The 19,455-nt window shown below is 55.2% G+C and carries 17 protein-coding genes; 8 read left to right on the top strand and 9 right to left on the bottom strand.

The features are described 5' to 3' along the window. Window positions 1-319 precede the first annotated feature (319 nt). From typA to fabY, 5 genes are all read left to right on the top strand, one after another. Entirely contained in the window at window positions 320-2,140 is a 1,821-nt protein-coding gene (typA, locus tag VIJ98_RS19700) for a ribosome-dependent GTPase TypA (protein WP_008109794.1), read from the top strand. A gap of 184 nt (window positions 2,141-2,324) precedes the next feature. Beyond that, a complete protein-coding gene (yihX, locus tag VIJ98_RS19695) occupies window positions 2,325-2,921 on the top strand; it encodes a glucose-1-phosphatase (RefSeq protein WP_258144214.1) in 597 nt (198 codons plus the stop codon). A gap of 3 nt (window positions 2,922-2,924) precedes the next feature. Further along, window positions 2,925-3,794 (top strand): virulence factor BrkB family protein, encoded by an 870-nt coding sequence (locus tag VIJ98_RS19690; RefSeq protein WP_154183215.1) that lies wholly within the window; start codon window positions 2,925-2,927, stop codon window positions 3,792-3,794. Further along, entirely contained in the window at window positions 3,791-4,228 is a 438-nt protein-coding gene (gene dtd, locus VIJ98_RS19685; RefSeq protein WP_154194899.1) for a D-aminoacyl-tRNA deacylase, read from the top strand. Before VIJ98_RS19690 ends, dtd begins: the two co-directional genes overlap by 4 nt. A 59-nt stretch (window positions 4,229-4,287) precedes the next feature. After that, the gene (fabY, locus tag VIJ98_RS19680; RefSeq protein WP_323275632.1) at window positions 4,288-5,235 is read left to right on the top strand and encodes a fatty acid biosynthesis protein FabY; all 948 of its coding nucleotides are present in this window, start codon (window positions 4,288-4,290) and stop codon (window positions 5,233-5,235) included. Between the two features lie 51 nt (window positions 5,236-5,286). Here fabY and VIJ98_RS19675 read toward each other — a convergent pair whose 3' ends face one another. From VIJ98_RS19675 to VIJ98_RS19665, 3 genes are all read right to left on the bottom strand, one after another. Then, window positions 5,287-6,966: an AsmA family protein gene (locus VIJ98_RS19675; RefSeq protein ID WP_323275630.1), complete on the bottom strand. Its 1,680-nt coding sequence runs from the start codon at window positions 6,964-6,966 to the stop codon at window positions 5,287-5,289. A gap of 122 nt (window positions 6,967-7,088) precedes the next feature. Continuing rightward, window positions 7,089-8,474 (bottom strand): uracil-xanthine permease family protein, encoded by a 1,386-nt coding sequence (locus VIJ98_RS19670; RefSeq protein WP_323275628.1) that lies wholly within the window; start codon window positions 8,472-8,474, stop codon window positions 7,089-7,091. A gap of 92 nt (window positions 8,475-8,566) precedes the next feature. Continuing rightward, on the bottom strand, window positions 8,567-9,502 hold the full coding sequence (locus tag VIJ98_RS19665; protein WP_323275626.1) for a zinc-binding alcohol dehydrogenase family protein: 936 nt from the start codon (window positions 9,500-9,502) through the stop codon (window positions 8,567-8,569). 61 nt (window positions 9,503-9,563) lie between these two features. On the opposite strand from VIJ98_RS19665, the gene VIJ98_RS19660 reads away from it, so the two are divergent. Continuing rightward, window positions 9,564-10,058 carry a MarR family winged helix-turn-helix transcriptional regulator gene (locus VIJ98_RS19660; RefSeq protein ID WP_323275624.1) on the top strand — a complete coding sequence of 165 codons (495 nt, stop codon included), beginning with the start codon at window positions 9,564-9,566 and terminating at the stop codon, window positions 10,056-10,058. Here the strand turns inward: VIJ98_RS19660 and recG are convergent. From recG to gmk, 5 genes are read right to left on the bottom strand one after another with little or no spacing between them, the layout of a single operon-like run. Continuing rightward, on the bottom strand, window positions 10,055-12,133 hold the full coding sequence (gene recG / locus VIJ98_RS19655; RefSeq protein WP_323275622.1) for an ATP-dependent DNA helicase RecG: 2,079 nt from the start codon (window positions 12,131-12,133) through the stop codon (window positions 10,055-10,057). The genes VIJ98_RS19660 and recG overlap by 4 nt on opposite strands. Then, a complete protein-coding gene (gene trmH / locus VIJ98_RS19650; protein WP_323275620.1) occupies window positions 12,130-12,825 on the bottom strand; it encodes a tRNA (guanosine(18)-2'-O)-methyltransferase TrmH in 696 nt (231 codons plus the stop codon). The genes recG and trmH overlap by 4 nt, the downstream gene beginning before the upstream one ends. 3 nt (window positions 12,826-12,828) lie before the next feature. Next, window positions 12,829-14,940 (bottom strand): bifunctional GTP diphosphokinase/guanosine-3',5'-bis pyrophosphate 3'-pyrophosphohydrolase, encoded by a 2,112-nt coding sequence (gene spoT / locus VIJ98_RS19645; RefSeq protein WP_008109771.1) that lies wholly within the window; start codon window positions 14,938-14,940, stop codon window positions 12,829-12,831. A 20-nt stretch (window positions 14,941-14,960) separates the two neighbouring features. Further along, the gene (rpoZ, locus tag VIJ98_RS19640; protein WP_007885265.1) at window positions 14,961-15,236 is read right to left on the bottom strand and encodes a DNA-directed RNA polymerase subunit omega; all 276 of its coding nucleotides are present in this window, start codon (window positions 15,234-15,236) and stop codon (window positions 14,961-14,963) included. Window positions 15,237-15,293: 57 nt separating this feature from the next. Beyond that, window positions 15,294-15,917, bottom strand: a complete 624-nt coding sequence (gmk, locus tag VIJ98_RS19635; protein ID WP_008109768.1) for a guanylate kinase — start codon at window positions 15,915-15,917, stop codon at window positions 15,294-15,296. A gap of 240 nt (window positions 15,918-16,157) precedes the next feature. On the opposite strand from gmk, the gene ligB reads away from it, so the two are divergent. Next, entirely contained in the window at window positions 16,158-17,903 is a 1,746-nt protein-coding gene (gene ligB / locus VIJ98_RS19630; RefSeq protein ID WP_323275618.1) for an NAD-dependent DNA ligase LigB, read from the top strand. On the opposite strand, the gene VIJ98_RS19625 is transcribed toward ligB, so the two are convergent. Continuing rightward, window positions 17,841-18,458 (bottom strand): trimeric intracellular cation channel family protein, encoded by a 618-nt coding sequence (locus VIJ98_RS19625; protein WP_008109765.1) that lies wholly within the window; start codon window positions 18,456-18,458, stop codon window positions 17,841-17,843. The two genes, ligB and VIJ98_RS19625, sit on opposite strands and share 63 nt — an antisense overlap. A 290-nt stretch (window positions 18,459-18,748) precedes the next feature. Here VIJ98_RS19625 and VIJ98_RS19620 point away from each other — a divergent pair, with 290 nt between their 5' ends. After that, on the top strand, window positions 18,749-19,441 hold the full coding sequence (locus VIJ98_RS19620) for a LuxR C-terminal-related transcriptional regulator (protein ID WP_323275616.1): 693 nt from the start codon (window positions 18,749-18,751) through the stop codon (window positions 19,439-19,441). The last annotated feature ends 14 nt before the right edge of the window (window positions 19,442-19,455 follow it).

Below are 19,455 nucleotides of genomic sequence, written 5' to 3'. Positions count from 1 at the left end.
TAACTGTCGTTTTCGCTTAAAATATATAAAGCGAATTCTGTGCCAACTTTATGACAATGGTGAAAATGGCGCTACAATGCGCCCTTTCGTGAGTCGAAGGCTGCACCAGGATGGATTGCATGCATCGTTATGGTGCGCCACAGGTGAAGTTAAGCACTAAATTGGTGCAAATTGCCATCGCAGTGCAGATTAATGCACCGTAAACGGTGCTAAAAACCAGCGCTACGAGAAACTTTCGGCGAAATCTGTGATCATGTTCAGTCTTCCGCTTAATCCGTGTACAATACCGCGTTATTTCTATAATGCCTGAGGCAAAGCTGTGATCGAAAATTTGCGTAACATCGCCATCATCGCGCACGTTGACCATGGTAAGACCACCCTGGTTGACAAGCTGCTCCAACAGTCCGGTACTTTTGATGCTCGTACCGAAGCGACTGAGCGCGTAATGGACTCCAACGATTTGGAGAAAGAGCGTGGGATTACCATCCTCGCAAAAAACACCGCCATCAAATGGAATGACTACCGTATCAACATCGTTGATACCCCAGGACACGCCGACTTCGGTGGTGAAGTGGAGCGCGTCATGTCCATGGTGGATTCGGTGCTGCTGGTTGTAGATGCGATGGATGGCCCTATGCCGCAAACCCGCTTCGTAACCAAGAAAGCATTTGCTCATGGTTTGAAGCCGATTGTGGTTATCAACAAAGTTGACCGTCCGGGCGCGCGTCCTGATTGGGTTGTTGATCAGGTATTTGACCTGTTCGTTAACCTGGATGCGACTGACGAGCAGCTGGACTTCCCGATCATCTTCGCTTCGGCGCTGAATGGTATCGCGGGTCTGGAACACACCGACATGGCTGACGACATGACCCCGCTGTATCAGGCGATCGTTGACCACGTTTCTCCACCTCAGGTTGAAGTTGAAGCGCCACTGCAGATGCAAATCTCGCAGCTGGACTACAACAACTATCTGGGCGTGATCGGCATCGGCCGCATCAAGCGCGGTACCGTGAAGCCGAACCAGCAAGTCACTATCATTGATAGCGAAGGCAAAACCCGTAACGGTAAAGTCGGTAAAGTGTTGGGCCACCTTGGTCTGGAGCGTATCGAAAGCACCCTGGCGGAAGCGGGCGACATCATCGCGATCACCGGTCTGGGCGAGCTGAACATCTCTGACACCATCTGCGACACGCAGAATGTGGAAGCGTTGCCAGCCCTGAGCGTCGACGAACCAACCGTAACCATGTTCTTCAACGTGAACACCTCACCGTTCTGCGGTAAAGAAGGTAAGTTCGTGACCTCGCGCCAGATTCTGGAGCGTTTGAACAAAGAGCTGGTACACAACGTGGCACTGCGCGTTGAAGAAACCGAAGATTCGGATGCGTTCCGCGTTTCTGGTCGTGGTGAGCTGCACTTGTCGGTTCTGATCGAGAACATGCGTCGTGAAGGTTTCGAGCTGGCGGTATCCCGTCCGAAAGTAATCTTCCGTGAGCATGAAGGCCGTAAGCAGGAGCCATTCGAAAACGTGACCCTCGACATCGAAGAAACCCATCAGGGTTCTGTGATGCAAGCGATGGGTGAGCGTAAAGGCGACCTGAAAAACATGGATCCAGATGGCAAAGGCCGTGTACGTCTTGACTACATGATCCCAAGCCGTGGTCTAATCGGCTTCCGTAACGAATTCATGACCATGACTTCAGGTACCGGTCTGCTGTACTCCACCTTCAGCCACTACGACGACGTTCGTCCGGGCGAAGTGGGCCAGCGTCAGAACGGCGTGCTGATCTCAAACGGTCAGGGTAAAGCGGTCGCGTTCGCCCTGTTCGGTCTGCAGGATCGCGGTAAGCTGTTCCTGGGTCACGGTGCGGAAGTATATGAAGGCCAGATCATCGGTATTCACAGCCGTTCTAACGACCTGACAGTAAACTGCCTGACCGGTAAGAAACTGACCAACATGCGTGCGTCAGGTACTGACGAAGCCACCACTCTGGTTCCACCGCAGAAAATGACGCTGGAACAGGCTATCGAGTTCATCGATGATGACGAACTGGTAGAAGTGACTCCGTTGTCAGTCCGTATTCGTAAACGTCACCTGACCGAGAACGATCGTAAGCGTTCTTCTCGCGGCAGCAAAGAGTAAGCGAAACAGTCTGATATTGAGCCCCGCACTTGCGGGGCTTTTTTATGCCTGCAACCCGCTGCAACGCTCGCTTAATGAAGTTTGGCTCCGCTTCCAGATTACTGATTTCCCGCCTTTCGTCCCTGTTCAGCTCCCACTTTTGCCGCTAAAGTGAATGATCCAGGGAACGAAAAGGAGAGGCGTCATGCTGTACATCTTTGATTTAGGCAATGTGATTGTTGATATCGATTTCAATCGTGTGCTCGGCGTCTGGAGCGATTTGGGGCGCGTGCCGTTATCCACGCTGCAAAGTCGTTTCCGCATGGATGAGGCTTTTGAGCAACACGAACGCGGCGAAATCAGCGATCCTGAATTTGCTGCACGTATCTGCGACCAGCTGGATATCGCGCTGAGCTATCCGCAATTCACCGCTGGCTGGCAGGCGGTCTTTGTCGGCGTGCGTCCGGAAACGCTGGCGATCATGAACAAGCTGCGTGCCAATGGCGAGCGCGTAGTGATCCTGTCGAATACCAATCAGCTGCACTTTGAGTTCTGGCCAACCCAATATCCCGATGTTCAACAGGCGGCCGATCATCTTTATATGTCGCAGGATATCGGCATGCGTAAGCCAGAAGCGCGCATCTATAACTATGTGCTGCAGCACGAAGGTTATCAGGCCAATCAGGCGGTGTTTTTCGATGATAACCAGGCCAATATTGACGCTGCGCGCGCGCTTGGCATTGAAAGCGTGCTGGTGGTTGATGAAAAAACCGTGCCGGACTGGTTTGCGGGTCGTCTCTGAGTGCTGAACCAACGACATCTGCGCCACTCGGCGCATGCCTTTTATTTGTGGGTAAAACTGCTGTGGCGACGCATTGACGATGACAACATGACGACGCAGGCGGGTAATCTCGCCTACGTTTCATTGCTGGCATTGGTGCCGCTGATTGCCGTGGTGTTCGCACTGTTTGCTGCTTTTCCGATGTTCTCGGATATCAGCGTGCAGTTGAAGAACTTCATCTTTACCAACTTCATCCCGGCAACGGGCGACGTCATTCAGCGTTATCTCGACCAGTTCGTCGCTAACGTCAATAAGATGACGGCGATCGGTATTGTGGGGTTGATCGTCACCGCGCTGCTGCTGATGCATTCGGTGGATAGCGCATTGAACGCCATCTGGCGCAGCGATAAGCCGCGTCCGATGGTCTATTCGTTTGCCGTTTACTGGATGATCTTAACGCTCGGCCCGCTGCTGGCGGGGGCAAGCTTAGCGCTCAGCTCCTATCTGTTATCGCTGCGCTGGTTGAGTGTGACAGGCGTTACAAGTCTGGTTGATCAGCTGCTCCGTATTTTCCCGCTGTGCCTCTCTATCCTCGCTTTCTGGCTGCTGTATAGCATTGTGCCGACGCGGCGCGTGCCCACGCGCGATGCACTGATCGGCGCCATCGTTGCCGGATTGCTGTTCGAGCTGGGCAAAAAAGGCTTTGCGCTCTATGTTACGATGTTCCCTTCGTATCAGTTAATTTACGGCGTTCTGGCGGTCATCCCCATTCTGTTCCTTTGGGTCTATTGGTCGTGGTGTATTGTGTTGTTAGGCGCGGAAATCACCGTCACGCTGGATGACTATCGCCAGCTAAAACAGCAGGAACGCGAAAAAGAACGTGAGGAAACATGATTGCTTTGATTCAGCGCGTCAGCCGCGCCAGTGTTAGCGTTGACGACGCGACAGTGGGCGAAATTGGCAATGGGTTATTGGTGTTATTGGGTGTGGAAAAGGGTGACGACGAACAAAAAGCGCAGCGTCTAACCGAGCGCGTGTTGGGCTACCGCATCTTTGCGGATGAGAATGACAAAATGAATCTCAATGTGCAGCAGGCGGGTGGCAGCGTGCTGGTGGTGTCGCAATTCACCCTCGCCGCGGATACCAATAAAGGGATGCGTCCCTCTTTCTCTGGCGGCGCAGAACCGGCGGAAGCCGAGCGCCTCTATGAATACTTTAGCGATTGCTGCCGAGCACAGGGCGTGACCACCGCAAACGGGCGCTTCGCCGCCAACATGCAGGTTTCGTTAGTAAACGATGGTCCGGTGACCTTCTGGTTACAGGTGTGAGGTTTTCAGCCGAGCGGCAAGGACTTAGCCACGCAAGCTCCGAACGAGAGAATCACTTTATGTATCATCTTCGCGTACCGCAAACGGCGGAAGAGCTGGATATGTATTACCAGTTCCGCTGGGAAATGTTACGAAAGCCGCTGCGTCAGCCGCAAGGTTCTGAGCGTGATGCCTGGGATGCGCTGGCACATCATCAAATGGTGGTGGATGAGCAGGGCAAACCAGTGGCGATCGGCCGTCTTTACATCAACGCCGAGAACGAAGCGGCGATTCGCTTCCTCGCCGTACATCCTTCTGTGCAGGGCAAAGGTCTTGGCACGCTGGTGGCGATGACGTTGGAATCGGTTGCGCGTCAGGAAGGGGCGAAACGCGTCACCTGTAGCGCACGTGAAGACGCGGTCGAATTCTTTGCCAAGCTTGGTTATGTCAATCAGGGTGAAATCACCGCGCCGCAAACCACGCCGGTGCGTCACTTCCTGATGATCAAACCGGTGGTGACGCTCGACGATATTCTGCATCGCGCCGACTGGTGCGGACAGCTGCAAAAAGCCTGGTACGAACACATCCCGCTGAGTGAAAAAATGGGCGTGCGCATTCTGCAATATACCGGGCAGAAATTCGTTACCACCATGCCTGAAGCGGGTAACCAGAATCCTCATCACACCTTATTTGCGGGCAGCCTGTTCTCGCTCGCCACGTTAACCGGCTGGGGCTTGATTTGGCTGCTGCTGCGCGAGCGACATCTTGGCGGCACCATTATTCTGGCGGATGCGCACATTCGCTACAGCAAACCGATCAGCGGCCGTCCGGGCGCAATTGCCGATCTCGGCTCACTCAGCGGCGATCTTGACCGTTTGGCGCGAGGCCGCAAAGCGCGCGTGCAGATGGAAGTGGAGCTGTTTGGTGATGATGAGCTGGGCGCGGTATTCGAAGGCGTGTATATCGTGCTGCCCGCCGATTCTGACGGAGCGCTGGAAGAGGGCGGGTCCGGCGCCCGTATCAACTAGCATGTAGGGTCGCCATTCATGGCGACCTTGTTATTTAAACTCACTGAACCCTTACTGAACCTGCCCGCCCCGCATCGTCTGCTGCACCGACTGCGCATCGGTCGTCACCGACAACGTACCATCCACGCTTGGGCGCAGTGGCGCGCTGGCGTTCAACGAACCTTTCACCTGCAGCTGCAAATTACTGTTCCCGCTCAACTGCAGCGTTGGCCAACCCCAATTTCCCAGCACGTTTGCCGGCACAGCCTGGCCTTTAAGATTCAGCGTCAGCGGACGTTGCGCATCCTGCCCAACCGTTGCTGAACCTTCCAGTAAACCGCTGCCGTTAAAGGCGCTCAACTCCGTTACCTGAATCTGCTGGTCATTGGCATTCAGCGCAATGGATGGATGGCGCAGATCGGTGCGATTGAAGGTGGCTTCAGCCGCGTTGAAGCTCGCTTTACCGGCCCAAATTCCCCACTGATGTTGACGTGCCAGCAGCAGGTTATCTGCGCTGCCATCCAGTGATGTCATCTGGAACGGGAACGCCGGATTGATATCAATAATCAGGTTACGGTTAGCGGTGGCGCGGGTTATCAGCACGCTATCCAGCCAGTCCGGTAAGGTTTGCTGCCAGCGTTCGCGCCAGTTTTGCGGCAAGGTATATTCCAGCCCGGCGATCGCCAGCTCATCCAGTGTCAGACGCTTGTTGCTGCGCGTCCAGTTGCCGCTGGCACGGACCACGCCATTCACCCAACGCGAACTGAACTGCGTCAGCGCGATGCCCTGCGGCGAGAGATCGGCATTAACGATAGGATCGTTGAGCTCAAAGCCACCGTTAATGAAATTCCCGGCGTTCATGGAGAGAGAACCGCCATCGCTTTCCCAGTCATCGCCGCGCAGGGTGACATTTTTCAGGGTTAAATCGAGATCGGTCACCGCCCAATCCGGTCCTTGCAGGCGCGCATCGGTCATATCCAGACGGTTGATGCTGACTGAAGGCACATCGCGCAGCGGATTGAGGAAGTCGCTCAGGCTTTGATGGGTTTGCAGGCGGATATCGTTGAGACGCAGTTGGTCGATCTTCCAGTTACCCTGCGCATCACGTTCGGCGTTGCCGGTCATCGAACCGCGCGCCAGATCGGCACCGATATTGCTCAGCACCAGACGACGTTGCTTAATGCTGCCCTGCAGCAACACGTTGTTGCCCGGCACACCATCCAGCGTCAGAGTGCCGGCGCTGATCTGGAACTGCGCGTCGCTGCCCAGCACGTCGTTAGGCAGCGGTTTCCACGGCAGAAGACCGCCGTTCACGCGCTGAGCGGTCATCGGCAACGCGCTATGTGGATTCTCAATGCGCACATTATTCAGCTGCAGGCGATTGGCTTGGATGGGCAGCGTGGTATCGGGCGCTTGATTAGCCAGATTGATTTCACCGTCGCGTATTTCGATGCTGTTGAAGTGCAACGGATCGCTGAACTGAACCAGCGCCAGACCGAGATCAACACGTTTCGCCACCAACACGGCGGGCTGGCCATCGTGGCCAAAGCTAAAGTCATCGAGAATGATGTGCGAAGGGGAGGAGAAGTCGTGCTCAATCTTGCTGAGAGAGAGATGCCAGGCGGTTTTATCGCTTACCCAGCGGCTAAACCAACCTGCGCCCCATTGTGTTTGCAGCAACACATACAGCACTACCAGCGCCAGCAGAATTAGCAGCAGTAAGGTAAGGAAAAACTTGCCTAAAAATTTCATCGCACTCATCCATCCCGATATTTATCCGGTGAGTGGTTGTTATGCCTGAATTACCGTTACAGCTCAACAGCCTGGATGTAAATGCGGATAAATATCAGGCAGGCGGAAGCCTGCCGTCTGGATTACTTTTCTTGCGGGAAGATCAGGTTCAGCACGATGGCGGTAATACCACCGGCCGCAATGCCAGATGAAAGCAGGGTTTTCAGCCAGTCCGGGGCAAATTGCAGAATCAGTGGCTGCTGAGAAACGCCCAAACCTACCGCCAGCGACAGCGCAATAATCATGATGGCACGACGATTCAGCGGTTCACGCGAAACGATGCGCACGCCAGATGCAGCGATGGTACCGAACATCACAATGGTCGCGCCGCCCAGCACCGGTTCTGGAATGTGCTGCACAAAACCGCTTACAGCCGGGAACAGGCCAAGCACGATCAGCATCAGCGCCACGACAAACCCCACATAGCGGCTGGCAACGCCGGTAAGTTGAATCACGCCGTTGTTCTGGCCAAAACAGGAGTTCGGGAAGGTATTGAACAGCGCCGAGACAAAGGAGTTAAGCCCGTTTGCCAACACGCCGCCTTTCAGACGCTTCATATACAGCGGGCCACTCACCGGCTGTTCGGAAACATCAGAGGTCGCGGTGATGTCGCCGATGGTTTCCAGCGAGGTCACCATAAACACCAACATCAGCGGGATCAGCAGATTCCAGTCAAAGCCCAGCCCGTAGTAGAGCGGCGATGGCACGGCAATCAGCGGCTGATCGGCTGGCGTGCTGGTGGCGGGCAGCATATCCAGCGCCCAGGCCAGCGCATAACCTACCGCCATGGCAATCACCAGCGAAGCCACGCGCAGATAAGCATTACGCTGACGATTAAGCAGGATAATCACCACCAATACCGAAGCCGCCAGCAATAAGTTTTTCGGGGCACCGAACGTGTGATCGCTCATCGCAGCAAAGCCGCCGCCGATAGAGGTCAAACCGACCTGAATCAGCGACAGGCCAATAATCATCACCACAATGCCGGAAACCAGCGGCGTAATGATGCGGCGCGCCAAGTGCAACACGCGTGACAGCACCATTTCGGTACAAGACGCTACCATCAGCGTGCCAAACAGCGCCGCCATCATGGTTGGTATATCAACGCCGCCGTTTTTCAGCGCCATACCGCCCATGATCAGCGGCGTGACGAAGTTAAAGCTGGTGCCCTGAATCGACAACAGTCCGGAACCCACCGGTCCCCAGGTTTTGATTTGCAGAATCGATGCCACGCCCGAGGCAAACAGCGACATGCTGATGATGTGCTGCGTATCCTGCGCCGGTAAACCCAGCGCCTGGCAAATTAATAGCGCGGGCGTAATCACCGCGACAAACATCGCCAGCAAATGCTGACAGGCAGCAAACAAGGTTTGCGGTAACGGTGGACGGTCTTCGAGGCGATAAATCAGTTCACTTTTCGGGCTTGCAGCGCTGGCAGGCTGGCGAGTTTCAGCGGTGTTGACGGACATGGTGGACGTTCTCAATTACAACAAAGGGGCGATTTTAAACGGTTGCGTTGTGAAAGCAATCGTTTGCAATGCCCCTTTTTACTTCCGTTGATCTAGAGCGTAAACACCGTGCGGCAGCGGCTGTCATCTTCCTGCCACGCCAGCGCGACGTCACTAAGCGGGCGCATCTGGAAGGCGATGGAAAAATCGCTCTCGGCAGCGGCCGTCAGCATTTCTCCGATGCAGGCGATCAACTCTTTATCCGACACGCTGCCGAGGCCGCTGCCCATTAATGTCAGCCCGGACGAGCGCAGCAGTTTGCTGTGCAGGGTAATTTCCTGTCCGCTCAACGAACCGATTTGCACAAAGCGCACCGTTTTTTCTCCGCCTGCTACGGCGGCCTGCATAATATCGAGCGCGCTCTGGCCCCAAAGATAATCCAGCACCACATCAATGCCTTCTTTCATCAATGCCGGTAATGCGCCCGGTAATTCATCCAGCGTTAAAGTAAGGTCTGCGCCCTGCGCGCGCAGTTGATCCAGCGCGGCGCGATTACGGCCGGTAGCGATGATTTTTCCTGCACCCAAATGCTGCGCGATGCGCACCGCTAAACCGCCCGACGTGCCCGTTGCGCCATTGATCAGCACGATTTCACCGGCGCGCAGCTGAGCGCGTCGGGTTAGTGCCGCCCAGGATGACATGCCCGGATTCGCCAGCGCAGCGGCCAGCACCGGATCCAGTGTGGCCGGCAACGAAACGACGCTGTCGGCGGGCACTAAGGTTCTTTCCGCCATGCTGCCCCACGGCGCATCAAAAGCGAGAAAGTAAACCGGATCGCCATTGCTCAGCGTGCCAGTACCATCAATGCCGGTAATAAAGGGATAGTGCGCGGCCGCACTGTAATGCGTACCGGCGGCGCGTGCTTTCGCCAGCTGGCTGACGGCGGCGGCTTTTACTGTCACCACCACATGGCTTTCATCAGCCTGCGGTTCAGGGAAATCACCGTAAACCGGCAGTTCACCTGCCGCGGAAACTATCGCTGCTTTCATGCTTTCACCTTCAGTAAATCGGAAACTATGTGTAATATGCACACATTAGGCTTGCCTCGGGATGACGTCAATGAAAAGTGTGCAAAATACACATAATAGTGCAGCATTTGATGATCTGCATAATGCGCTGCTGATGATTGTTGGAACCTTCAACCGTCCGCAACGTGATGAATTACTGATAAAAGAGTCGAATATCCAGCTCGATCGCGCGCTGTTTCCGCTGCTGATTCAGATCGGTCGCTTCGGCCCGATTGGCGTGGTCGAACTGGCGGAGCGTGCCGGGCGCGATTACACCACGGTGAGTCGGCAGGTGGCGAAGCTGGAGGAGTTAGGGTTGGCGCAGCGGCAGAAAAATGCCAAAGACAAACGGGTGAATGAAGCGGTGATCACGGCAGCAGGTAAAGCGATGACCGACAAGATCGATGCGGCGCGTGCGCAGATCTATCAGAACCTGTTTGCCAGCTGGCCGGATGTAGAGCGCGCCGAGCTGGCGCGTCTACTGCAGAAGTTTGTCGGGGATTTTATGGCTATCGATAAAGCGATAACGGCGGATTAAGCGTTGCTGTAGCGCTCGGTTTCCGGCAGCCAGCGCTCAATCAGTGCCTGCGCCTGTTCTGGATAATGCTGGTGGATATGACGCGCCACGCGCTGAACTTCGGGAATCATGCCCTGATCGCGCAGCAAATCAGCCACTTTAAACTCGGCGTTGCCGGTTTGACGTGTGCCGAGCATCTCACCCGGACCGCGAATCTCCAGATCGTGCTGAGCAATCACGAAGCCGTCGTTGCTATCGCGCAACACCTGCAAACGCTTCTGCGCGGTTTTGCTGAGCGGCGCTTTATACAACAACACGCAGTGTGAGGCGACAGCACCACGGCCCACGCGGCCGCGCAGCTGATGCAACTGGGCCAAACCGAGACGTTCCGGGTTTTCGATAATCATCAGGCTGGCATTCGGCACATCCACGCCCACTTCGATAACCGTGGTGGCGATCAGCAGCTGAATTTCATTGGCTTTGAACGCCGCCATCACCGCCTGTTTTTCGGCGGGCTTCATGCGGCCGTGTACCAGACCAACCTGCAAATCGGGCAGCGCCACTTTAAGCTCTTCCCAGGTTGCTTCCGCCGCCTGCGCTTCCAGCACTTCCGACTCTTCAATCAGCGTACACACCCAATAAGCCTGACGCCCTTCGTGACAGGCGCTTTGCACGCGCGTGATGATCTCACTGCGGCGGCTGTCGGGAATCGCCACCGTGGTGACCGGCGTACGGCCTGGCGGTAATTCGTCGATGGTGGAGGTATCAAGATCGGCGTAAGCGGTCATTGCCAGCGTGCGCGGAATCGGCGTGGCGGTCATGATCAGCTGATGCGGATGGAAGCCTTGTTCCTCGCCTTTTTCCCACAATGCTAAGCGCTGATGTACGCCAAAGCGGTGCTGTTCGTCGATGATCACCAGCGCCATGCCGTTGAATTTCACCTGTTCCTGGAACAGCGCATGGGTGCCAACCACCATCGCGACCTGGCCGCTGGCGATAGCTTCCTGCTGTGCTTCACGCGCTTTGCCTTTCTGCTTGCCCGCCAGCCAGCCCACTTCAATTCCCAGCGGTGCAAACCACTGGCGGAAGTTGTTGGCATGCTGCTCGGCCAGCAGTTCGGTCGGCGCCATCAGCACCACCTGTTTGCCGTGCGCGATGACGTTCAGTGCCGCCAGAGCGGCCACCAGCGTTTTACCGGAGCCGACATCGCCCTGCACCAAACGCATCATCGGAAAATCGTTGGCCAGATCTTTTTCGATTTCTGCCACCACGCGCTTTTGCGCACCGGTTGGCGAGAAGGGCAGCGCCGCCAGCAGCTGATCAACCAGCTCGTGGCGCGCCGTCATCGGCAACGCATGATGGCGCTGCGCACCGGCGCGTACCGCTAGCATGCTGAGGTTATGTGCCAGCAGCTCTTCCAGAATTAAACGTTTTTGTGCCGGATGGCGGCCGGTTTCCAGCTCGCTCAGACGCAAATCCGGCGGCGGACGATGCAGCGTGCGCAGTGCATCCGGCAGGCTAATCAGCCCGCCGCTCAGCTCAGACGGCAGCAGCTCGGCAATCGGGCAACTCTCCAGCAGCGTCAACGCCTGGTCGGTGAGATTGCGCAGTGTCGCCTGACGAATGCCTTCGGTGGTGGGATAGACCGGCGTCAGGGTTTCCTGCAGCTCAACGCCGCCTTGTTCGCCCTGCACGCGATACTCGGGATGAATGATTTCAGCACCGCGCTGACCGCGTTTAATCTCGCCATAGGCGGTAACGCGACGGCCCGAAGACAGGCTATTTTTCATCCCGGCATTGAAATTGAAGAAGCGCATGGTCAGCATGCCGCTGCCATCGCTGATCTGGCACACCAACATGCGGCGACGACCAAAAGTGATTTCGCTGCTCAGCACTTCACCTTCCACCGTGGCATAAACGCCCGGCAGCAGGTCATTGATTTTATACAGTTGGGTGCGGTCTTCGTAGCGCAGTGGCAGATGCAGCAGTAAATCCTGAATGGTAAACAGGCCAAGTTTGGCCAGCTTGCCCGCCTGACTGGCGCCGACGCCGGTCAGGGTACTGAGCGGGATGGCATCCAGCAGACGGCCTTTCATTTTCTACCTGTTGATTGCATGGTGGCCCACCAATCGGCGTCGGCTTCCACTTCGCCCTGGCCATTGATGTGCGGATACGGCAGATTTTTTTGTTTGGCGACGCGCGCCAGCACCGGATAACCGCCTTCAAACAGCAAACGCTGCTGCTCATCTTCATCCAGCAGGCTGTAGGTGCGTTGATACATGCCGGCATTCTGTCGCTGACGTTGCGCTTCATACAGAATCAGTGCGGAAGCCACCGAGACATTGAGCGACTGCACCATGCCGACCATCGGCACAATGATGTCCTGATCGGCCAGCGCCAGCGCTTCAGAAGTAATCCCGGTTTTTTCCTGACCCATCAGAATACAGGTCGGTTTGGTATAATCGATCTCGCGAAAATCTACCGCTTTGGCCGACAGATTGGTCGCCAGCACCTGCATGCCTTCATCCTTCAGATGACGCACCGCATCTGCAATATGCTGATGCGTTTTAACTTTCACCCAACTGTTACTGCCCGCCGAAGCAGCAACCATGGTGCGCATTCGCACGCTTGGCCAGACCGCGTGCACTTCATGAATACCCACCGCATCGGCGGTACGAATCATCGCCGAGACATTATGTGGTTTATGCACCTGTTCCATGCAGACGGTGAGATCGTGCTGGCGCAGGGCCAGCATCTCCTGAATTCGGGCAAAACGTTGAGCGTTCATCGACTAATTACGGTTGCGGTGAACTTTGATCACGTCCGGCATTACGCGGATTTTGCGCATAATATTCGCCAGATGGACGCGATCGTTCGCGGTGAGGCGGATAAAGGCGCTATACACGCGACCATCACGCTCTTCGGTATTCAGGCTCTGAATATTGGAACCGGCGGTGTTGATTGCCGCAGTCAGATTCGCCAGTGCGCCCTGATGATTGAACATGTCGACTTTAATCTCAGCGACAAATTCCTGATCGGTCACTTTATCCCACTCTACCGGCATGAACTTTTCAGGTTCTTTTTGGTAGCCGCGAATGTTCCGGCAGGATTCGTGATGCACCACCAAACCTTTGCCTGGACTGACGTGCGCCACAATCGGGTCGCCAGGAATCGGACGGCAGCATTTGGCGAAGGTAATTAGCACGCCATCCGCGCCTTTGATCGGCAGCTTTTTGCGTTTGCTATTGCTCTGCGGCTCTTCATTGCCGGACTGCAGCAAGTTCTTCGCCACCACCACGCTCATGGCGTTGCCTAAGCCAATTTCAGCCAGCAAATCATCAATGGCCGTCAGCTTCATGCGCTCAAGTTCGTGCTGAATGTTCTCAACCGGAATCTCTGCCAGCTTCTTGCTGCCGCCGAGCGCGTGGCTCAACAGACGACGGCCCAGGTTGACGGAGTCTTCACGCTTGAGGTTTTTCAGCAGCTGACGGATTTTGGCGCGCGCTTTCGAGCTGACGACAAAATTGAGCCAGGCAGCGTTCGGGCGAGCGCCCGGCGCGGTAATGATTTCAATGGTTTGGCCGCTGGTCAGCGATTGTGACAGCGGATAAGGCTGGCGATCGACGCGGGCGCCGACGCAGGCATGACCGATATCGGTATGCACTGCATAGGCGAAATCGACTGGCGTGGCGCCAGCAGGTAATTCGACGATGCGGCCTTCCGGCGTGAACACGTAGATCTCATCCGGGAAGAGATCGGATTTCACGCTTTCGATAAATTCAAATGAGCTACCGGCGCTTTGTTGCAGCTCCAACAAGCTTTGCAGCCAGCGTTGAGCACGAATCTGCGCGGTGGTGCCGCTGACTTCGCCGCTCTCTTTATACGCCCAGTGTGCTGCCACACCCATTTCTGCCATCTGATCCATATCTTCGGTACGGATCTGCACTTCAACCGGCACGCCGTGCGGGCCAATCATTGAGGTATGCAGCGATTGATAGCCGTTGGCCTTGGGAATGGCGATGTAATCTTTCACGCGTCCGGGACGCGGTTTGTACAAGCTGTGCATCTGTCCGAGCACGCGATAGCAGGTATCCAGATCTTTCACGATGACGCGGAAAGCATAGATATCCATGATCGAGTGGAAACGCTGCTCTTTCAGGTGCATTTTGCGGTAGATCGAATAGAGATGTTTTTCGCGTCCACTTACGCGGCAGGGAATGCCTGCTTCCTGTAAGCGACCGTCGATTTCAGCAAGGATCTTCTGAATCATCTCTTTACGGTTACCGCGCGCCGCTTTCACCACCTCTTTAATCACGCGGAAACGGTTCGGGTAGAGCGCTTCAAAGCCGAGCTCTTCCAGTTCTGTTTTCAGGTGATGAATACCAAGGCGGTGCGCCAGAGGACTGTAAATCTCCAGCGTTTCCAGCGCGATACGGCGTTTTTTATCCGGACGTAACGCGCCGAGCGTGCGCATGTTGTGCGTGCGGTCAGCCAGTTTGATCAAGATGACGCGGATATCCTGCACCATCGCCATGATCATTTTGCGGAAGTTTTCAGCCTGTGCTTCTTTCTTGTCGCGGAACTTCAGCTTATCGAGCTTGGATACACCTTCCACCAGTTCGGCAACGCTTTTACCAAACAGCTGTTCCATATCCTGATAAGTGGCGGGCGTATCTTCAATCACGTCATGCAGCAGCGCCGCCATCAGCGTTTCATGGTCGAGTTTCATCTCGGCCAGAATGCAGGCGACAGCAACAGGATGGGTGATATAAGGCTCGCCGCTGGAGCGTGTTTGACCCTCGTGGGCATCACGCGCGACTAGATAAGCTTGCTTGAGGCGCTTAATTTGCTCCTCAGGCAAGTATTTTTCAATCAGTTGATTGAGGCTTTCAAACAGATACAAGGGCGACCTGCGAAGTGCTGTTAACGACGACCTTCAGCGATAGCGGTAACGGCTTGTAACTCAGCGGCTTCCTGCTCATGCTGTTCCTGACGATCACGGACATCCAGAATCTGGGTAGTGATCAGACCTTCTTCGATTTCGCGCAGGGCGATAACGGTTGGCTTATCGTTCTCTTCCGGAACCAGCGCATCTTTACCGCCTACCTGCATCTGACGTGCACGACGTGCAGCGACCAACACCAGGTCAAAACGGTTACCAACTTTCTCTACTGCGTCCTGAACGGTTACGCGTGCCATAGGTGTGCTACTCCACAGATGATGAAGAAATGACTGGGCATAATACTGAAAGTGAATTCAGACTGCCAATAGTTTGCTGATTAAAGCATCATGTCGCGATTTTTGGCGACCCATACGCAGACGTTCTGCGCGAATAATGGTTTTCAGATCTGACAGCGCCAGATCGAAATCATCATTAACAATTAAATAGTCATACTCGGCGTAGTGGCTCATTTCTGCCACGGCCTGTTGCATACGACGGGCAATCACCTCTTCGCTGTCCTGACCGCGGCCACGCAGGCGACGATCCAACTCTTCGGTAGAAGGCGGCAGCACAAAGATGCTGCGTGCTGCAGGCATTTTCTGGCGAATTTGCTGCGCACCTTGCCAGTCGATATCCAGGAAGACGTCCACGCCGGTCGCCAGCACCTGCTCAATCGCCGCGCGTGACGTACCGTAATAATTGCCAAACACTTCCGCATGTTCGAGGAAGTCGTCTGTGGCAATCATGGTCTCGAATTCGGACTTAGAGACGAAAAAGTAGTGCTCACCATGAGCTTCACCGGGACGCACGCCACGGGTGGTATGAGAAATAGACACCTGCGTATCGTACAGCGGTTGTGTCTTTAACAGCGCCTGAATCAGGCTGGATTTACCCGCGCCGCTGGGGGCGGAAACTATATAAAGCGTGCCTTGAGCCATGGTTATCTTGAATTGAGTAAAGAGCGGAGTCGATTTCCTGCACAGTATACACGGCTTGGTGTGGTCACGCAGCGTTTGCCGCTTGGCTGAGGCAATTCTTTTTTCTGTGAAGCCGCGCCAGAGGCTGATGTAGCAGGCTGCAACAGCGAATTAATCTCTGGAATCTACTTCCAGCGCGCGATTTTCATGGCTGGTAAAAGGCTGCGCTGCGCTCTCCAATAGCGAAAAAGGAGAGCGAAGATGAAAGGATGTCTGAGTTTATTGTGTTGCTTATTCAGCATCGGTTGCTGGGCCGAAGCGCTCTGCCCGAACTGGTCGCCGGTGCGCGCGGGGCAGGAAATCGCACAACTGCAAACCCAGCTACGACAATGGGATGATGCCTATTACCGGCAGGGCGCTAATCTGGTGACCGATGCCGATTACGACAGCCTGCAACAGCGATTGCAGCAGTGGCAGCGCTGTTTCACGCCGGCGCAAGCCACCTACGATGCACAACTCTCCACCGATGGCAGCACGCATCATCCGGTGGCGCATACCGGCGTGCGCAAATTGCGCGATAAACTGGCGGTGGCGTACTGGATGCAGGATAAATCTGCGCTATGGCTGCAGCCGAAAGTCGATGGCGTCGCCGTCACCTTGGTGTATCGGCAAGGCCAGTTAGTGTCATTGATCAGCCGCGGCGATGGTTTGCGTGGCGAAGAGTGGCTGGCAAAATCCGCACATATTCCCGCCATTCCGCAGCGGCTGGATACTTTGCGTGAGGAAGTGGTGCTGCAAGGTGAGCTGTTTCTGCAAATGACCGATCATCAACAGGCGCGAGACGGCGGTAAGAACGCGCGTGCTCAGGTGGCGGGGGCGATGATGCGTCACGACAATAGCCCGCTGCTTGCGCGACTTGGCATCTTTATCTGGGCGTGGCCGGATGGGCCAAATTCGATGCCCGATCGTCTGGCGCAACTCACACAATGGGGATTTGGACTGGCGCAGAGCTGGAGCCGCCAGGTGAGTAATGAAGAGGAAGTCGCGGTGTGGCGCGATCGCTGGTTCCATGAATCATTGCCGTTTGTCACCGATGGCGTGGTGATCCATCAGTCACCGCTCAGCGCAGGGCGCGACTGGCAGCCTGGTCAGGGCAGTTGGTCAGCGGCATGGAAATATCAACCGGCGGAAGTCAGCAGTGAAGTGCTGTCAGTGGATTTCAATGTGGGGCGCACGGGCAAGATCGCCGTGGTGCTGAATCTAATACCGGTGCAACTGGAGGACAAAACGGTACGCCGGGTAAACATTGGTTCACTGCGACGCTGGCGTGAATTGGATGTGATCGCGGGTGATGAGGTGACGCTCACACTGGCGGGATTAGGCATTCCGCGACTAGAGCGGGTGATTTGGCGCGTGGCGCAGCGCGATTATCCTGCGTCGCCACTGGATAGCGAATTCAACGGCTTAACCTGTTTGCACTTTAGCGCCGATTGCCGGGCGCAGTTTTTGTCTCGCCTTAGCTGGCTAAGCCAGAAATCGGTACTCGATATTGCGGGCGTACAGCGCAGCAGCTGGCAGCGCCTGCTGGATAGCGGTGCAATCACTCATCTCTTTTCCTGGCTGACGTTGACGCCGGAGCAGATTGCGCAGGCTAATGGCATCACGCCAGTTCGCGCGCAACTTATCTGGCACCGCTTTAACCTGACGCGGCAGCAGCCGCTGCGGCGCTGGGTGAGTGCGCTTGGCTTGCCGTTGCCGCGCGCAGCGTTACAGGCTTTACCGGATGTGCAGTGGTCGCAGTTGCTGACGCGAAAGGCGGAAAGCTGGCAGCAGTTGCCCGGCATCGGAAGCGTGCTGGCGCAGCGGATTGTGATGATGCTGCAGGATGCGCACCTGCAACAGTTGATTCACTTTCTACAGCAGCAGGAGATTCCTGCCACTGACTCAATGTTCAGGATGGGGATAGTTGAAGATCGGCAAGCCGAGGCGGAAACGCAGCGCCAGTAAGCGGGCGAAGAAGCCGAACAGTAGCGTGATGATCACCACCGCTTCATGCGCCAGCGGCGTTTTCAGCAGCAGGATGTACATCCAACCTGAGGCGAAAGCGATCCCGGCATACAGCTCTTTCTGGAACACCAGCGGAATGCGGTTGCAGAACATATCGCGCAGCACGCCGCCAAACACGCCTGTGATCACGGCGGCGATGGCGGCAATGATGGAGGCGTGCCCGCTATCCAGCGCGACCTGGGCACCAATAATCGAGAACACCACCAAACCCAGCGCATCCAGCACCAGAAACACTTTGCGCAGGTGCGTCATCAGCGGCGCAACAAAGGTGGTCACCACCGCCGCCGCCGCAACGATCATGATGTATTCCGGGTTCTTAACCCAGCTGAGCGGATAGTGGCCCAACAGAATGTCACGTACCGAGCCGCCGCCAATGGCGGTGACCGAGGCGATGATAATCACGCCAAACAGGTCCATTTTACGACGTCCTGCCGCCAACGCGCCGGTCATGGCTTCGGCTGTAATACCAATAATATATAGAACGGTTAATAACATAGAGCACTCCAATAAATTGGCGGCAAGGCTAAAGATTTCCCAGAGTGTAGACCACTGAGATTTTCTAAATACAGCGCTATCGGATTAGGCATTTTGATGGCGAGCATGCTAACAGGCTTATTTGGCGGGATACATCCGCTTTTAATGATAATTTCGCATGAGTATAAATGATGCGAATGGGCCTGAAACTGTCTTCTTAAGTTCCATTCTTTTTGTGTCGTAAGTGATTACTGCCTGCTCAACCGGGCTTATCACTCATTGGCATCAGACGAAGCAACTATTGGACAGGCATGAAAACGCGTAACGAAGACATTCTCTATTTTTCTTCTGACAAACTGGCGGCGCTTGGGCTGGAGAGTCTTTTGTCCACGTTACCTTGCGCGGGACAGATACATGAATTATGGTCTCTTAGCACTGTTATAGCTCAGTGTGAAAAACTCAAACCGCGATTACTGGTATGTATCTTTCATGAAAACATGCCCCTCGCAGGGACATTAAAGGTGCTTTACGCCTTACAGCAGCAATTCCCTGCGATGCAAATGCTGGTGCTTACGCGACGCTTGTTACCGCTGATGCATGCGCTCAGTCGTTATCTGCCTTCGCTCACTGTTTTGGATTTAAAATCCTCGCGCCAAATGCTTTCCAGCCGACTGCTCACCAGCATCAATACCCATGCCCAGGTACAGTTATTAGAAGGCGCGGATATTATTCTGCCCGACCGGCAATTGCGGGTGCTCCTGATGATGGCGTGGGGGTACAGCATGGAACACATCGGCATTCGCTTAGGAATTAGTCACAAAACGGTTAATGCACACAAGCTCAATGCACTGACGCGGCTGCAGATCAAAAGCAAGAATGATATGGCCGATCTGTTTATGGTGATTGATGAGTTACGCATGATAGTGAGTTGGCTGCGCTTACAGCGTAACGGCAAGTTAAGTGAACTCAGTTTTCAGTCACTGGAAGAGTTACTGGAAGCCTAAAAAGAAAAAAGCGT

Source organism: Pantoea sp. S18, from assembly GCF_045689705.1.
Lineage (GTDB): Bacteria > Pseudomonadota > Gammaproteobacteria > Enterobacterales > Enterobacteriaceae > Pantoea > Pantoea symbiotica.
Note: the sequence above shows the minus strand (reverse complement) of the source record. Positions and strands in the feature narration are given on the sequence as shown.

Coding starts and splice junctions, on each gene's coding strand:
- trmH (WP_323275620.1), bottom strand. CDS start 12,825: ATGAACGCTCAACGTTTTGCCCGAATTCAGGAGATGCTGGCCCTGCGC.
- VIJ98_RS19620 (WP_323275616.1), top strand. CDS start 18,749: ATGAAAACGCGTAACGAAGACATTCTCTATTTTTCTTCTGACAAACTG.
- fabY (WP_323275632.1), top strand. CDS start 4,288: ATGTATCATCTTCGCGTACCGCAAACGGCGGAAGAGCTGGATATGTAT.
- ligB (WP_323275618.1), top strand. CDS start 16,158: ATGAAAGGATGTCTGAGTTTATTGTGTTGCTTATTCAGCATCGGTTGC.
- gmk (WP_008109768.1), bottom strand. CDS start 15,917: ATGGCTCAAGGCACGCTTTATATAGTTTCCGCCCCCAGCGGCGCGGGT.
- yihX (WP_258144214.1), top strand. CDS start 2,325: ATGCTGTACATCTTTGATTTAGGCAATGTGATTGTTGATATCGATTTC.
- VIJ98_RS19665 (WP_323275626.1), bottom strand. CDS start 9,502: ATGAAAGCAGCGATAGTTTCCGCGGCAGGTGAACTGCCGGTTTACGGT.
- VIJ98_RS19670 (WP_323275628.1), bottom strand. CDS start 8,474: ATGTCCGTCAACACCGCTGAAACTCGCCAGCCTGCCAGCGCTGCAAGC.
- VIJ98_RS19625 (WP_008109765.1), bottom strand. CDS start 18,458: ATGTTATTAACCGTTCTATATATTATTGGTATTACAGCCGAAGCCATG.
- recG (WP_323275622.1), bottom strand. CDS start 12,133: ATGAAAGGCCGTCTGCTGGATGCCATCCCGCTCAGTACCCTGACCGGC.
- rpoZ (WP_007885265.1), bottom strand. CDS start 15,236: ATGGCACGCGTAACCGTTCAGGACGCAGTAGAGAAAGTTGGTAACCGT.
- VIJ98_RS19660 (WP_323275624.1), top strand. CDS start 9,564: ATGACGTCAATGAAAAGTGTGCAAAATACACATAATAGTGCAGCATTT.
- VIJ98_RS19675 (WP_323275630.1), bottom strand. CDS start 6,966: ATGAAATTTTTAGGCAAGTTTTTCCTTACCTTACTGCTGCTAATTCTG.
- dtd (WP_154194899.1), top strand. CDS start 3,791: ATGATTGCTTTGATTCAGCGCGTCAGCCGCGCCAGTGTTAGCGTTGAC.